The organism is Kaistia sp. SLG-1 (assembly GCF_059699055.1).
Genome location: NZ_AP048544.1, coordinates 4,102,960 through 4,117,529, shown reverse-complemented (window position 1 = coordinate 4,117,529; position 14,570 = coordinate 4,102,960). Strand labels below are relative to the sequence as shown.

The window sequence follows — 14,570 nt, the reverse complement described above, 5'->3', positions numbered from 1 at the left end:
GCCGGCCCTGCTAGATCCTGCGCAGATGGTTGTCGAACTGCTCGTGGCGGCGGGCGATCGGGGCGAGCTGGCCATGTTCGGTCCGCATGACGCGGCCGTCTCCCGCCGTGGCGAGGAAGGCCTCGCCCTCGGTCGGCGCCACGCCGCAGCCGTCCGGCAGGGCGACGCAATCGCGAAAATCGCCGCTCGCCGCGTCCCAGAAGAACAGCTGGCCGCCGATCGGCGAGGAGGTGGCGATGGTCGAGCCGTCGCGGCTCGCCACGACCGAGCCGATATAGTTTCGCGCGAGCGGCGCGATCGTGTCGGGGAAATTCATCAATTGCGCCTTGCCGTCGCGGCCGATGCGCCCGACCAGCGGCGGCCGCTCGCTGCGCGCGCCTTCCCACTGGCAGCCGAACCAGACATTGCCGCCGCCGTCGAAGGTCATGTGGCGCATGGAGAGGCGGTTCAGAGCCGGATCGAGCACGGCTTCCTCGAGCAGATCGCCGGTCTCGCTGTCGATGCGGACGATCGAGGGGCGCATTTCGGCCAGATTGAGCTTCTGGCGGCCATAGTCCGGATGGGTCTCGATGCCGCCATTGGCGATGACCAGCGTGCGGCCGTCCGGCGCCAGCAGGATCTCGTGCGCGTCGACGCCATGCGTCTCGAACTCGCCGATCCGCGCGGAGGTGCCGCCTGAAACGTCATAGACGCCGATGACGCCGCGCGAGTGCTCGCCGTCGAAATTGTTCTCGGTGGCGTAGAGCAGCTGGCCATCGGCGGAGAAGATGCCGTGGCCGAAGAAATGGTGCCCCTCCGGCGGGGTGATCGTTGCCAGCGGCTCGCAGGAGGCGACGTCGACGAGGACGGCGAAATAGCCGGGGCGGCGGGCGAAGACGGCAACGCGCCGGCGTGCCGGGTCGATCGCGATGTCATGGCCGCGACCGGCGAGCGGCATGCGGCCGACGATGCCGCCCCGCTCGTCGATCAGCATCAGCATGTGCTGGCGCGGGCCGACCCGCACCGAGGAGACGAAGACCTGCCGCTCCGTCGCGCCCCCGGCATCGCCGGCAAAGGGAAGGATCGCGCGGAGCGCGCGGCCGGCGAAGGCCCGGAAGCCGCCTGGTTCAGTCGCCGTCGAGCGCATTGAATCCCGGCGAGATCCCCGCCGCCTCCGCGAAACGGAAGTTGAAGATGTCCTCGATCGTCTTCAGCACGTCGAAGGCGTGCTTCAGGCTGTCATAGGCGGCCGGATCGGCGAAGGCCTCGTTCCAGGGCTTGCCGACGTCGATCGCCTTGCGGAACTCCGTTGACGCCGCCTCGGTCGCGGCGAGCAGCGTCGCGGCGTCGTTCGGCGTCAGGCTGAACACGTCGGAACGCTCCACCAGCGCCTCGATCGCGTCCATGGAGGCGTTGAGATAGGCGAAGCTCTCGCCGGAGCGGACGAAGGCGCCGCGGTTCGGCTTCGCCGTCGCGAAAGACTTGCCGAGCGCCGGCAGCAGGCGCTGGTCGCGCATCTGCTGCAGGCCGGTGACAACAGCCTTCAGGATCTCGACCAGCGGCTCGGTCGCGTCGCGATAGACGATGTTGGCGCCGCCCGGCTTCAGCATCTGTTCGCGCCAGCCGCCGGGCTTCGTCCATTCGGTGACGGCCTCGCCGGCGATGGTGTTCAGATTCTCGGCGATCCTGAGCGCCAATTGGCAGCGATAGGCCGCCGTCTCGGCATCGTCGGAGGCGCCGAACACCAGCGCCTCGAAGGCCGGGAGGCCCTGCACGGCGGCGCTCTTGCGGGCGATCGCGCCTGGCTCGAGCAGGCTGGGGTCGGGCTGGGCGAGGATCTGGCGCAGCTGCCGCGCGCCGGTGCCGTGCGGATCGGGCAGGAAGGAGAAGCGTTCGAGCCTCGCCTTCTCGGCCATCGGACCGAAACGGAGGAAATCGACCCCGGCCCAGGCCTGGAGGACGGCCTCGAAGGCGCTGCGCACGGCCGGATCCGGCGTCGCGCTCGGATTCTTGCAGCTCACCTCCATCGCGGCGACGAGCTTCGCGGTCGCCTTCTGCAATTGCTCGTAGGCGGGGATGAAATAGCCTGTGATCGCCTTGTCGGCGACGATCGCCAGGGCCTCGGGGCTCGGCCCCTGTCGTTCCGGCGCATCGCCGGATTGCGCAAAGGCGCGCTTCGCCGCGATCAGGAGCGGCGAGAGCAGCAGCAGGCGTTTGGTGATCGCGATCATAGCGTTTCCAGATAGGCGATGAGCGCGGCCCGCTCGGCCGCTGCCAGGGCTTCATAGCGCAGTTTTGCCGCCATGGCTTCGCCGCCATGCGCGCGGATCGCCTCATCCAGCGTCCCGGCGCGGGCATCATGCAGGAAGCGGCTGTTATCGCCGGTGCGGAAGGCGAGCGAGACGAGCGGCGGCGTCCGCCATTCGTTCGAGGCGACGCCGGGCTCGCCGACGCCGTCGTCGAGGCCGGGGCCCATGTCGTGCAGCAGCAGGTCGCTATAGAGCGTGACCGGGCTGCCGTCGCGACCGGGGAGGCTCGGCACGTGGCAGGCGGAACAGCCCGCCGAGGCGAACAGCGCTGCGCCGGGCGGCGTCGGCGTGACGGGCGCGGGCGCCGCGAGGCCGGCGAGATAGGCGTTCAGCAGGCGGATCATCTCGGACGAGATTTCCTCGCCGTCGAACTCGGGACTGCGGCCGTTCGGCATGGCGAGGCAGTCGGGCTCGAGCGCGGTGCAGTCGCCATACGGATGCGGCGCGAGCGGGCTCGACATGCCGATGTCGAGCATGAAGGCGTCGGCGGACATCTGGTCAAGGGTCGCCGCGGACGCCTTCCAGCCGAAGCGGCCGACGACGGATTTGCCGCCGACCTCGAGCATGCGCGGCCGGCCCGAGACGCCGTCCGGCTTCGGGGCCGCCGCGTTGGCGAGGATGGCAGCCTCGTCGACCTTCTCGATCAGCCCGATGCCGCGCAGCGACGGCGCCTGGCGCGGGCCGAGGCGCGTCGCCGCGGCGAGATCGCCCCGGCTCGGCGCGAAGATGACGGCGAGCGCGCCGCCCGGATGCTCCGGCAGCGCGTAGGTGACGGTGCCCTCGCTCTTCAGTCCCGAGACGGCGCGCGGCTGGATCTGGCGGCCATAGACCGGATCCGTGACGCCCTTCGCGTCGCCGAGGCGCGTGACGATGCCGCGCTGGGCGAGCGTGCCGTCCGGCATCGCCGTGATCTTGGCCGACAGCGCCTTGCCGGAGTGGCAGCTGGCGCAGCTCTTCTCGTTGAAGAGCGGTCCGAGCCCGTCATTGGCGGCGGTCGAGGAGGGGGCCTGCACCCAGATGCGGTCGAACAGCGCCTTGCCGACGGCGCGGTCGAGCCCGTCGGCGAGCGCCGTCGCCGGCAGCGCCGCGAGCAGGACGAGGGCTGCGAGCGACGGCCGCGTCGGCGCCATCCTCATGCCACCTCGTACCACGCCATCATCCCCGTCTCCTGGTGCTCGATGATGTGGCAATGGAACATCCACTTGCCGGGGTTGTCGGCGACGAAGGCGACTTCCATGCGCTCCTTCGGCTGCAGCAGCACGGTGTCGGCATGATGGGGCGGCAGGTCGCGCCGGTTCGAGCTGAGCACGGTGAAGCTGTGGCCGTGAATGTGGATCGGATGCATGTGCGGCGTGACGTTGCGCAGCTCGAATATATAGGTCTTGCCGCGTTCCAGCCGCGCCATCGGCGGCGGGATCTGGTGCATGTCGCTCGGCCAGGAGGCCTGGTTGATCGCCCAGAGATTGGCTTCCGAGAGGCAGAGCGGGCCGAGGGGCGCGCCGGAATCGGCGAGATCTTGCACCGTCGCTCCCGTCGCCGTCGCCGAGAAGGTGACGGGCATGCGGGTGGCGTTGGCGACATCCGGCGGCGGGATCCGGCCGGAGGCGAGGGGGGCGGGATCGAACGGGCCCTGGCGCCGCGCCGGTCCGCGCGCGACCAGGCGGGCGAGCGGCACGGGCTTCGCCGCGAAATAGTCGACCAGCGTCGCGGTGCCGCCATCGGCCGGCGTGCGGATGACGAGGTCGGCGCGCATCGCCGGCCCCATGCGCCACGAGCGCAGCGGGAAGGGCTGGCAGGCGATGCCGTCGATCGCCACCACGGCGGCTTCCGCCCCCTCGATGCCGATCTCGGTCAGCCGGGTCGGGTCGACATTCAGGATCCGGAGTCGGACATCGGCCGAGGCCGGCAGCTCGATCTCCGGATTGCGGATGCCGTTGACGCTGCGCACCGTGCCGAACGTGCCGGACTTGCCGGCGCCGGCCATGGTCAGGAACGGCAGGAAGCTCGCGCCGTCCTCGCTGATCCGCCAGTCGCGCAGCATCAGCACTTCGTCGGCGTCATAGGGCTCCGGCGCGTCGCCCTCGACGATCAGGACGCCGATCAGGCCGCGACCGATCTGCTCGGCCGAATTGCAGTGCGTATGGAAGAAGAAGGTGCCGGTATCAGGCGGCACGAAGGAATAGTCGTAGCTCTGGCCCGGCTCGACCGGCGGCTGCACCAGATAGGGCACGCCGTCCTGGTCGTTCGGCAGGCGGATGCCGTGCCAGTGGATCGAGACGTGCTCGCCGGGCCGCGTCAGGCCGTTGACGAGATGGGTATCGAGCCGCTGCCCGAGCTTCAGCCGGACGACCGGCGGCTCGGCTTTTTCCGTGAAGGTCCAGAGCGGCAGATTGTGGCCGTCGAAGCAGGGGAGCGACAGCTGACGCTCCGCGGCGTTCAGGACGAGCGGGACGCTCGTCTCGGCGACGGGGAGGGCCGGGGGCGGCAGCGCGCGGGTGAAGGCGGGCGCGCGCACGGGCCGTCCGAACAGGGCCGTGCCCGCGAGAGCGGCGGAGCCGGCAAGGACGCTACGGCGGGAGATCATGGCCTGGAACTCTGAGGATGCGGCCGCGCGAGGCGGCCGCACCGAGGGGGGATCCGCGCTCGTGGCGCGGCAGTTTGCTTGGCCGACTACTTGGTCGAAACGGCCGAAGGATTGTCAAGGCTGTCGGAGCCTTCGATCTTGATCTTCAGACCGAGGGCAGCGACCACGCCCTCGACGGCGCGGGTCTGGGCGACCAGGCCGTCGATGGCGTCCTGGACGATGGCGTTGCCCTTCTCGTTGCCGGCGCCGATCATCTGGTCATAGGCCTCGCCCGCGTCGGACGTGTCCTTCAGGACCTGCATCTTGGCGCTGGTGTTGGCGAGCGCCTCGTCGACGCGCTTGGCGGCGTCGGCGTTCTTGGCAGCCGCGAACTCGCGGATGCTCGGGCCCTCGACGACGCTGCCGTCGGTGCGGGTGTACTTGCCCTGCCAGGCGTTCACCATGCCAACCTGGTCGTAATAGTGGCTGTTGGCGGTGTTGTCCGAGAAGCAGTCATGCTCTTCCTCGGGATCGTGCAGGATCAGGCCGAGCTTCATGCGCTCGCCGGCCAGTTCGCCGTAGGAGAGCGAGCCGATGCCGGTCAGGATGGTGGCGAGGCCGCCCTCGTCGCCCTTCTCGGCGAGCTGCTTGCGCGCTTCGCCTTCCGGCTGCCAGTTGGCGGCCATCTCTTCCAGGTCGGCGATCAGCAGATCGGTCGCGACCTTGAGATAAGTGGCGCGACGATCGCAATTGCCGTTGGTGCAGTTCTTGGTGTCGTAGTCGGTCGCCTTGCGGTCGCCGGCGCCCGGGCCGGTGCCGTTCAGGTCCTGGCCCCAGAGCAGGAATTCGATCGCGTGATAGCCGGTGGCGACATTCGCCTCGACGTCGCCGGCTTCCTGCAGCTTGTGCAGCAGATCGGCGTTGATCACGCTGGCGTCGACCTTGTCCGGGCCGATCTGCAATTCCTTGTTGGCGATGACGTTGGCGGTATAGAGCGGGTTCGAATCCGAGCTGTCGCCATAGGACTTGGCGTCGACATAGTCGATCAGGCCCTCGTCGAGCGGCCAGGCGTTCACGCGACCCTCCCAATCGTCGACGATGGCGTTGCCGAAGCGATAGACCTCGGTCTGCTGGTAGGCCGGGCGCGAGGCCTTCCAGGCGTCGCGGGCGGCGGCCAGCGTCGCGTCGTTCGGGTTGGCGATCAGCGCGTCGATGGCGACGTTCAGCGCCTTGGCGCCGCTGAGCGCGTCCTCATACTTGGCCTGGGCGATGTCGCCATAGTTCTTGAGTACGGCGCTGGCGGCCGGAGCGTCGGCGGCCATGGCCGGCAGCGCGCCCGAAAGGGCCAGCACTGCCGTGGCGGCGAGGAACAGCTTCTTCATCTTCACAATCGTCTCCGGTGTGTGAAATCGTGCGGTGAATTCAGTGGAACAGGCGGCGACACGGGCGGGCGGCGATCTCGCGGATCACCGCGCCCGGCACCGGAATCAGGATCTGGCCGGTTTCCGCCAGCGCCTCGGCGAAGGCGCGGGTGGAGCGGGTGACGTCCGTACGGCCCTCGGGCGGCACCAGTCGGCCCAGCGCATGGCCGAGGCTCTCGTCGTCATGGTTCTGGCAGGCGGAGATCAGCGTCACCGCGAGGCATTCGTCGCGGCAGAGACGCGGGCATTCGAACGGCGACAGGCCGGCCGGGCGGTCCATCCAGTTGCGCAGCGTGGCGACCCAATCGGCCAGCGCCGCCAGCAGCCGCGAACCCTCGGTGGCGCCCAGCTCCTCGGCATAGAGGTTGGCGGCGCGCTCCCAGCAGGTGAAGGAGCCGCGTTCGCAACCCTGCATCCATTGCCGAAGGCCCTCGACGACGAGCTTTTCCGGCGGCCGCTCCAGATAGCGGGACGTCACGGCGCCGGAGGGATCGACAGGAATGCGCGTTGCCATCAGACGGGACCCCCGGTGGATTTTGGCCGGGCGGGCGAGAGGCAATGTCGAGACATCGAGACCATCGTCCACTCCAATCGGCAGCCGGGAAAGCTGCCGTCAAAGCGTCACCGATCGTGGCGCGGTTGGCCGACGTGTGGACCTCTTGCGATGGCAAGTCAAGAATATGTAACAGTCTGAAATTATTCTAATTCCAGTATTGGCAAAGGTTATCGCAGCCAATTCTTCTGTCTCTTCGCAGCAAAGCATGCCGGCCGCAACGTAGCCGTGTGTCGCTCGTCGCGCGGGTCTTCGCGGCCGCTCGCCGGGTGCAAAATGTCGCGGGCGGGAAAATGCGTCCGGGGGCTTGCCTCCGCTGAAATGATATAACATAACATTTAGCAGTCAGCAGTGAGATGGACCCTATGGCACAGGTGAGCGAAGGCGTCGGCGCGACCGTCCGGCCGATTCCGGCTTCGGCCGGTCCGCGGGATCATGGACAAAATCGCCACGACCACGATCATCACGACCATGGCGATCACGATCACGGCCAACATGAGCACGGTCCTGCGCGTCGGTCACTCGCTGTCGCCGCCCCGGCGCGGGGCTATCGCTATTCGATGTTCCTGGCCTCGGCGCTGGAGCGGCTGGTGATCGCCGTCCTGCTGGTCGGGCTGATCTGGGTCGGCATCCTCTGGGCGCTCGCGTGACCTCATGCTGAAGAAGCCCGCACCCGCCGTCCGCGTCGAGAACCTGACGCTTTCCTATCGCCGTCATCCGGCGGTCCATCACGTTTCCGGCGAATTCCGCCCCGGCTCGTTCACCGCGATCGTCGGTCCGAACGGCGCCGGCAAGTCGACCCTGCTCAAGGGCATCGTCGGCCAGATCAAGCCGGATAGCGGCCGCGTCGTCTTTGACGGCGTCGGCCGCCACGATATCGGCTACCTGCCGCAGCAAAGCGCGCTCGACCGCTCGTTTCCGATGCGCGTGCTCGACGTCGCCGCCATGGGCCTCTGGCGCAAGGCCGGCATCTTCTCGTCGATCGGCCGCAAGTCGCTCGGCACCGTCGAGGCGGCGCTGGCGACCGTCGGGCTGACCGGCTTCGAGGACCGCAACATCGACACGCTCTCGGGCGGCCAGTTCCAGCGCGCGCTGTTCGCGCGCCTGCTGCTGCAGGACACACGGCTGATCCTGCTCGACGAACCGTTTACCGCCATCGACGCGCGGACCTGCGAGGATCTGCTCGCCCTGATCGCCGCCTGGCATGCGGAGGGACGCACCGTCGTCACCGTGCTGCACGATATCGAGCTGGTGCGCGAGCGCATTCCCGAGACGCTGCTGCTGGCGCGCGAGACGGTGGCGTGGGGGCCGACGGCGGAGGTCCTGACCGACGCCAATCTGGCCCGCGCCCGCCGCCTGCACGAGGCGTTCGAGGATGATGCCGAACTCTGCGAGATGCCCGCGTGATGAGTTTCTATGACTGGGTCTTCGGGCCGTTCGCCGAATTCGGCTTCATGCGTCGCGCCCTGATGGGTTGCATCGCGCTGTCGATCTCCGGCGCGCCGATCGGTGTCTTTTTGGTGCTGCGCCGCATGAGCCTGATGGGCGACGTGATGGCGCATGCGATCCTGCCCGGTGCTGCGATCGGCTTCCTGCTCTCCGGCTTCTCGCTGTTCGCCATGACGGTCGGCGGCGTCGCGGCGGGGCTGCTGGTGGCGCTGGGCGCCGGGGCCATTGCCCGCACCACGCCGCTGCGCGAAGACGCGAGCTTCGCCGCCTTCTATCTCGTCTCGCTCGGCCTCGGCGTGATGATTGTCTCGATCAAGGGGTCGAATATCGACCTCTTGCATGTGCTGTTCGGCAACGTCCTGGCACTGGACGATCCGGCGCTCTACCTGATCGGCGGCATCGCCACGGTGACGCTGCTGTCGCTCGCGCTGATCTACCGGCTGCTGGTGGCGGAGTGCTTCGATCCGGGGTTCCTGAAAAGCGTCGGCGGCGCCGGCGGCCTCGCGCATTTCCTGTTCCTGGCGCTGGTCGTGCTCAATCTCGTCGGCGGCTTCAACGCGCTCGGCACGCTGATGGTCGTCGGCCTGATCGTGCTGCCGGCCGCCTCCGCCCGCTTCTGGAGCGAAACGGTGCCCGGGCAGATCGCCGTCTCGGCGGTCATCGGCATCGCGTCGTCGCTGATCGGACTGCTGGTTTCCTATCATGGAGAACTGCCGACCTCGCCGGCCATCATCCTGGCGGCCGGCGCGATCCACGCTGCGTCCATACTCGCGGGCCGACATGGCAGCTTTGCCAGCCAGGCCCTGCGGGCGAGGCATCTGAGGGGCTGAATACCCGCTTCCACTGCAGGAGAACTACCCAATGAAGTCATCTGTTTGGCTCATCGCGGCGGCGCTTGCCCTGAGCACGGCGCTGCCGGCCCAGGCGGCCGACAAGATCAAGGTCGTCGCCACCTTCTCCGTCCTCGGCGACCTCGCCAGCGAGATCGGCGGCGACCATGTCGAGGTCCGCACGCTGGTCGGCCCGAATGGCGACGCCCACACCTTCGAGCCGAGCCCGGCCGACGCCAAGGCCATGGGTGGCGCGGCGGTTCTGGTCGAGAACGGCCTCGGCCTCGAAGGCTGGCTCAGCCGGCTGATCAAGGTTTCCGGCTTCAAGGGCGAGGCGGTGATCGCCACCACCGGCGTCAAGCCGATCGCCTGGACCGGCGCGGAAGAGGAGGGCGAAGCCCAGGACGCCGGCGCCGACAAGGCGGAGGCGGGCCATGATCACGACGGCCACGACCATGCCGAGGGCGGCCATTCGCACAGCCTCGATCCGCATGCCTGGCAGAACCCGCTGAACGGCGTGATCTATGTCGAGAACATCGTCGCCGGGCTGACGGCGGCCGATCCCGACCATGCGGCCGAGTACAAGGCGAAGGGCGACAAGCTCGCCGCCGAGCTCAAGGCCGTCGATGCCCGCCTCAAGAAGGAATTCGCCGCCGTCCCCGAGGCGCGGCGCAAGATCGTCACCAGCCATGACGCCTTCGGCTATTTCGCCGCCGCCTATGGCATCCAGTTCATCGCGCCGGAAGGCGTGAGCACGGAGAGCGAGGCCTCGGCCGCCGACGTCGCCAAGATCATCCGCCAGATCAAGGCGGAAAAGATCACGGCGCTGTTCGCCGAGAACATCACCGACCCGCGCCTCCTGAACCAGATCGCGCGCGAGACCGGCGTCAAGATCGGCGGCTCGCTGTTCTCGGACGCGCTGTCGCCGCCGGACGGCCCGGCCCCGACCTATCTGAAGATGTTCGCGAACAACAGCGAGAAGCTGCTCGCCGCAATGAAGGACTAGGGGTTTCGTTTCGACGGGCGCCGGTCATCGGCCGGCGCTCGCTCGTCTGAATGGTCCGAGCCGGCTCAATCGAGGCGCTCGCGTTTCCCCACACTCCGCGTCATCCCTGCGAAAGCAGGGATCCATTCAGCCGAGGCGTTTGCCAAGCGTGGCTCCCCATGCCCCGGCTGCATGGATCCCGGGTCAAGCCCGGGATGACGGCGAGGGCGGGACGTTCGCCCCTCGTCGGCCCGCCCCTCAATAGATGAACGGGATCAGCCGGGCGGTCTTGCGCGAGTAATCGCGATAGGCGCCGCCGAAGGTGTCCAGCATCAGCTTCTCTTCCTTCTGTACGCGGAAGAAATAGAGGATGCCGATGCCGACGAGGCCGGCGAGGCCGACGAACCAGTTCTGCAGCAACAAGGCTTGCGCGATCGCCATCAGCCAGAACGAGACATACATCGGGTGGCGCACATAGTGGTAGACGCCGCCGGTCACCAGCGTGTGCTTGGCGCGGATCTCCAGCGTCGCCGACCAGTTGTGGCCGAGATCCTTGTGGCTGCGATAGAAGAACCAGAGATAGGCGGCGATCGCGACGATGCCGAGCCAGGCTGCGACGGGCGAGAAGGGCAGGTTGGCGCCCCTGGGGAAGCCCATGCCGGTCAGCGCCCAGATCGCCGGGATCAGGCCCACGCCGACCACCGAGATCGCCACCAGCGACTGCTGGCTGGCGCGATCGCGGGAATCGACGATCTGCTGCTTCTTGGCCCGGCGCTGGTGCGGGTAGCGGATGATGAACCAGATCACCAGACCGGCAACCCAACAGATCGTGGCGGCAAATTGCGTCATGTCGTCCTCTCAGGTCTCCGGCAGGTCACGGGCGGGAAAACCCGGCCGCTTGTCGTTCGTATTGGCTGACGATGTCAGCGAAAAGCGGTCGCCCAGGCGAAGCGGACCGCAGCAAATCGAGAAAAAATCATAGAAGTAGCGGCGCGTATTGCCCATGACGAACTGATAATGCACACGGAAAAGACTGTTCCGGATGCGGCTGTAGTCGTCCGGCGCCAGCATCTCGCGGATGCGGACCATCGAGACATGCGGGAACGGCCGCGATCCCGGCTTGGCGAGCCGCATCAGGCGGGCTGGATCGGTCTTGTAGAAATTGACCACGTCGGTCAGCGCCTGGAATTCGATCCACTCGATGCTCGCTTCCGCCTGGACCCGCGCGATCCGCGCCCGGAGCTGCTTGGCCGCCGGGTGCAGGCCGAGCTGCAGGACGCAGGAGCCGACCGTCATGATGGCGACCGGCGCGCCGCGCCGGGCGAGATCCGCATCCCGCGCCAGCGCGCGCTCCAGCGCCTCGAGCGCGAACACGCTGCCCTGGCTGTGGCCGACGATCAGGATCTCGTCAAAGCGGCCGGACTGCGCCGCCTCGACGATTTCGTCGGCGAAACGATCGACGCGCTCCGTCATGTCGGCGCGGCAGCCGCGCATGTATTCGCCCATGAAGGTGCGGGCGTCGAGCAGGTGGCTGACGAACCAGCGGTCGCCGGGGAAGCGCATCAGCCCGGCATAGATGGCGAGGCCGGCGACGATCGCGAGGAGCGGCGCGCTCCTGTGCTGCCAGTGCAGGATTTCGGCGGCGACGAAGGCGGCGACCAGAAGGAACGCGAGCGAAAATATGAACGGCGCGATGAAATAGAGCGCGAAGCGCCACGCCGCGAAGAAGTAGCGAAAGACCGTGCCGGAGACGAGGAAATCGGCCAGCACGCCGAGCGAAAGCGGCACGCGCTGCCAGATCGGCCGGGCGAAATCGCCCTTCACCAGATCGTCCCAGGCGAGCAGGCGGAAATCCGTGCGGCTCGACCAGTCCTCGCCCTTGGAAGCGATCTCGGTCCGCCAGACATGTCCGTCCGCCGCCTTCTCGGGCGGCGATACGCTGGTCTCGACGCCCCAGGTGTCGCGATAATGGCCGATCTCGCGCGCCTGGCGCCGGAAGAATTTTTCCGGCGTTACCGGATCATAGCCGCCGAGATAGAGGACGCAGCGATGCATCGGCCGTTTGGCCGACGCCGCGTCCCCTTCGCCGGGAGCTTTGACCGGTTCGCTTGCGGTCATCGGCGCCCGGCGAGCGCCGCTTCGACGGCGCTTCGGGTCGGCATCGGCGCGACGGCGCCATAGCCTTCCGTCGCGAGGCCGGCCGCCGCGTTGGCGTAGCGGGCGGCGGCGAACGGATCCTGCGAGCGGAGATATTCGGTCAGGAAGGCGCCGTCGAACGTGTCGCCCGCGCCGGTGGCGTCGACCGGCTTCACGGAGATCGCCGGGATCACCAGGCGCTTCTCCGGCGTCGCGACCAGCGCGCCGTCGGCGCCCCGGGTGACGATGACGACCTTCGGGCCGAGGCCGAGATAGAAGTCGGCGATCTTGTCGGGATCCGTCTCGCCGGTCAGCGCCTCGGCGTCGTCGGAGCTCGTCTTCAAGATGTCGGAAAGCGCCGCCGCCGCGTGGATGACGGCGCGGGCGCGGTCGATCGGCCAGAGGCGGAGGCGCAGATTGGTGTCGTAGGAGACGAGCGTGCCGGCTTCCTTCGCCGTGCGAAGCGCCGCGAAGACGAAGTCCGCCGCCTGCGAGGAGATCGCCTGGCTGATGCCCGACGTGTGGATGACCTTGGCGCCGCCAATGTAGTCGGCCGGCAGTTCCTCCGGCAGCAGGCGGCTCGCCGCCGAACCGGCGCGGCGATAGGAGAAGACATGGCCGTCAGGGCCGTGCGTCACGAAATAGATGCCGGTCGGCGCGTTGCCGTCGCGCTTGACCGCGCTGGTGTCGACGCCTTCCTGCTTCCAAAGATCGAGGAAGGATTCGCCGAAATTGTCGGTGCCGACCGCGGTGACGTAGCCGACCGAGGCGCCCTGGCGCGCCGCGGCGATGGCGCAGTTCGAGGTGTCGCCGCCATGCCCGGGCCGGAACACCACATCGCCCTTGGCCTGGTTGAGTTCGAACAGCGGCTCGCCGATGCAGACGATATCGGGGCTCGTGACGGCAGGGCTCGGCATTTCAGGTTCTCCGGACGCGAATGGCGCCCTTCATGGCTGGTCGTGCGTGGCGGTGCAAGAGGACGGGTGCAAGAGGACCGTGCAAGGGCCTGCGGGCGAGAGCGTGGCGGAGAGATGGCAGCTTAGAGTCTTCCGTGGATGGCGTTCTCGAACAGCCGCTCATAATCCGCCGCGACGAGCGGGATCGGGTTGCCGCCATTGGAGGGGTCCAGCTCCGCCATGCGGGCCGCCTCGGGCAGCACCGATTCGTCGACGCCGATTTCCTTGAGCGTGTGCGGAATGGCGAGATCGCGGCGAAGCTGAAGGATCCAGTCGAGGACGGCGTCCGCGTTCTGGCCGGGAAGGTCGAGATACCGCGCCAGCGCCGCCAGCCGGTCGTCGATCGCCGGGCGGTTGAAGGCGAGCACATAGGGCATGACGACGGCGTTGGTGAGGCCGTGATGCGTGCCGCGCAGGCTGGAGCTCGGATGGCTCATCGCATGCATGGCGCCGAGGCCCTTCTGGAAGGCGACGGCACCCATCGACGAGGCGATCAGCATCTGCGCGCGCGCCTCGATGTCATGGCCGTCGGCGACCGCCTTCGGTAGCCAGTCCTTGACCAGCCGCATGCCTTCGAGCGCGATGCCGGCCGACATCGGATGGAAGAACGGGCTGCACCACGCCTCCAGCGAATGCGACAGCGCGTCCATGCCCGTCCAGGCGGTGATCTTCGCCGGCAGGTCGACCGTCAGCTCGGGATCGGCGATCACGACCTTCGGCAGCATAAGGGGATGGAAGATGATCTTCTTGGTGTGGTCGGCCGGGTCGGTGATGACGCCGGCGCGCCCGACCTCGGAGCCGGTGCCGGCCGTCGTCGGCACGGCAACGATCGGGGCGATGCCCTCCGGGTCGGCGCGGGTCCACCAGTCGGCGCGATCCTCGAAGTCGAATACCGGCCGCGTCTGACCCGACATGAAGGCGATGGTCTTGCCGATATCCATGGCCGAGCCGCCGCCGAAGGCGATGACGCCGTCATGGCCGCCCGCCCGATAGACGGCGAGGCCCTCGTCGAGATTGGCGAGCGTCGGATTGCCGTCGACCTTCGAGAACACCGCATGAGGGATGCTGGCGGCGTCGAGGATCGAGAGTGCCTTCTTCACGATCGGCAGCGCGACGAGGCCGGGATCGGTGACGAAAAGCGGCCGCTCGATGCCCGCTATCGCCAGCGCCGCCGGCAGTTCCGCGATGCGGCCGGCGCCGAAGCGGATGGCGGTCGGATAGGACCAGTTGGCGACGAGCGAGGCATAGCGGTCGAGCATCTCGGTGTCCTTTGGTTCACCTCCCTTATTGGGGAGGTCGACGGCGAGGCTAGTGGGAGAAAGCGTTCGGGATTTTGCGGGAAGGGCGCAAACCCTCACCCGGCCCTTGGGCCGGGGAGGGGTGAAGCGC

The 14,570-nt window shown here is 68.1% G+C and carries 14 protein-coding genes; 4 read left to right on the top strand and 10 right to left on the bottom strand.

Annotated features, from left to right (window positions below):
* Positions 1 to 10: 10 nt before the first annotated feature.
* The 6 genes from AC6HZP_RS19050 to AC6HZP_RS19025 all read right to left on the bottom strand — a co-directional run bounded on the left by AC6HZP_RS19050 (position 11) and on the right by AC6HZP_RS19025 (position 6,786).
* On the bottom strand, positions 11 to 1,126 hold the full coding sequence (locus AC6HZP_RS19050; protein WP_497524113.1) for a DUF1513 domain-containing protein: 1,116 nt from the start codon (positions 1,124 to 1,126) through the stop codon (positions 11 to 13).
* Positions 1,107 to 2,210, bottom strand: a complete 1,104-nt coding sequence (locus tag AC6HZP_RS19045; protein ID WP_497524112.1) for an imelysin family protein — start codon at positions 2,208 to 2,210, stop codon at positions 1,107 to 1,109. Before AC6HZP_RS19045 ends, AC6HZP_RS19050 begins: the two co-directional genes overlap by 20 nt.
* A complete protein-coding gene (locus tag AC6HZP_RS19040; protein ID WP_497524111.1) occupies positions 2,207 to 3,424 on the bottom strand; it encodes a di-heme oxidoredictase family protein in 1,218 nt (405 codons plus the stop codon). Before AC6HZP_RS19040 ends, AC6HZP_RS19045 begins: the two co-directional genes overlap by 4 nt.
* On the bottom strand, positions 3,421 to 4,872 hold the full coding sequence (locus AC6HZP_RS19035; RefSeq protein ID WP_497524110.1) for a multicopper oxidase family protein: 1,452 nt from the start codon (positions 4,870 to 4,872) through the stop codon (positions 3,421 to 3,423). Before AC6HZP_RS19035 ends, AC6HZP_RS19040 begins: the two co-directional genes overlap by 4 nt.
* An 86-nt stretch (positions 4,873 to 4,958) precedes the next feature.
* Complete coding sequence (locus AC6HZP_RS19030; protein ID WP_497526827.1) at positions 4,959 to 6,233, bottom strand: imelysin family protein; 1,275 nt, start codon at positions 6,231 to 6,233, stop codon at positions 4,959 to 4,961.
* Positions 6,234 to 6,273: 40 nt separating this feature from the next.
* Positions 6,274 to 6,786, bottom strand: coding sequence for a hypothetical protein (locus AC6HZP_RS19025; protein ID WP_497524109.1), 513 nt, complete (start codon positions 6,784 to 6,786; stop codon positions 6,274 to 6,276).
* Positions 6,787 to 7,190: 404 nt separating this feature from the next.
* Between AC6HZP_RS19025 and AC6HZP_RS19020 the strand changes: the two genes are divergently transcribed.
* From AC6HZP_RS19020 to AC6HZP_RS19005, 4 genes are read left to right on the top strand one after another with little or no spacing between them, the layout of a single operon-like run.
* Positions 7,191 to 7,475 (top strand): hypothetical protein, encoded by a 285-nt coding sequence (locus AC6HZP_RS19020; protein WP_497524108.1) that lies wholly within the window; start codon positions 7,191 to 7,193, stop codon positions 7,473 to 7,475.
* 4 nt (positions 7,476 to 7,479) lie between these two features.
* Complete coding sequence (locus AC6HZP_RS19015; RefSeq protein WP_497524107.1) at positions 7,480 to 8,232, top strand: metal ABC transporter ATP-binding protein; 753 nt, start codon at positions 7,480 to 7,482, stop codon at positions 8,230 to 8,232.
* Entirely contained in the window at positions 8,232 to 9,104 is an 873-nt protein-coding gene (locus AC6HZP_RS19010) for a metal ABC transporter permease (RefSeq protein ID WP_201400572.1), read from the top strand. Before AC6HZP_RS19015 ends, AC6HZP_RS19010 begins: the two co-directional genes overlap by 1 nt.
* A gap of 31 nt (positions 9,105 to 9,135) precedes the next feature.
* The gene (locus tag AC6HZP_RS19005) at positions 9,136 to 10,110 is read left to right on the top strand and encodes a metal ABC transporter substrate-binding protein (protein WP_497524106.1); all 975 of its coding nucleotides are present in this window, start codon (positions 9,136 to 9,138) and stop codon (positions 10,108 to 10,110) included.
* 237 nt (positions 10,111 to 10,347) lie between these two features.
* Here AC6HZP_RS19005 and AC6HZP_RS19000 read toward each other — a convergent pair whose 3' ends face one another.
* The 4 genes from AC6HZP_RS19000 to AC6HZP_RS18985 all read right to left on the bottom strand — a co-directional run bounded on the left by AC6HZP_RS19000 (position 10,348) and on the right by AC6HZP_RS18985 (position 14,440).
* Complete coding sequence (locus AC6HZP_RS19000; protein ID WP_497524105.1) at positions 10,348 to 10,938, bottom strand: protein-S-isoprenylcysteine O-methyltransferase; 591 nt, start codon at positions 10,936 to 10,938, stop codon at positions 10,348 to 10,350.
* Between the two features lie 9 nt (positions 10,939 to 10,947).
* Positions 10,948 to 12,144 carry a lipase gene (locus AC6HZP_RS18995; RefSeq protein WP_497524104.1) on the bottom strand — a complete coding sequence of 399 codons (1,197 nt, stop codon included), beginning with the start codon at positions 12,142 to 12,144 and terminating at the stop codon, positions 10,948 to 10,950.
* A gap of 59 nt (positions 12,145 to 12,203) precedes the next feature.
* Positions 12,204 to 13,142: a sugar kinase gene (locus tag AC6HZP_RS18990; RefSeq protein WP_497524103.1), complete on the bottom strand. Its 939-nt coding sequence runs from the start codon at positions 13,140 to 13,142 to the stop codon at positions 12,204 to 12,206.
* A 122-nt stretch (positions 13,143 to 13,264) separates the two neighbouring features.
* Complete coding sequence (locus AC6HZP_RS18985; protein ID WP_497524102.1) at positions 13,265 to 14,440, bottom strand: iron-containing alcohol dehydrogenase; 1,176 nt, start codon at positions 14,438 to 14,440, stop codon at positions 13,265 to 13,267.
* Between the last annotated feature and the right edge of the window lie 130 nt (positions 14,441 to 14,570).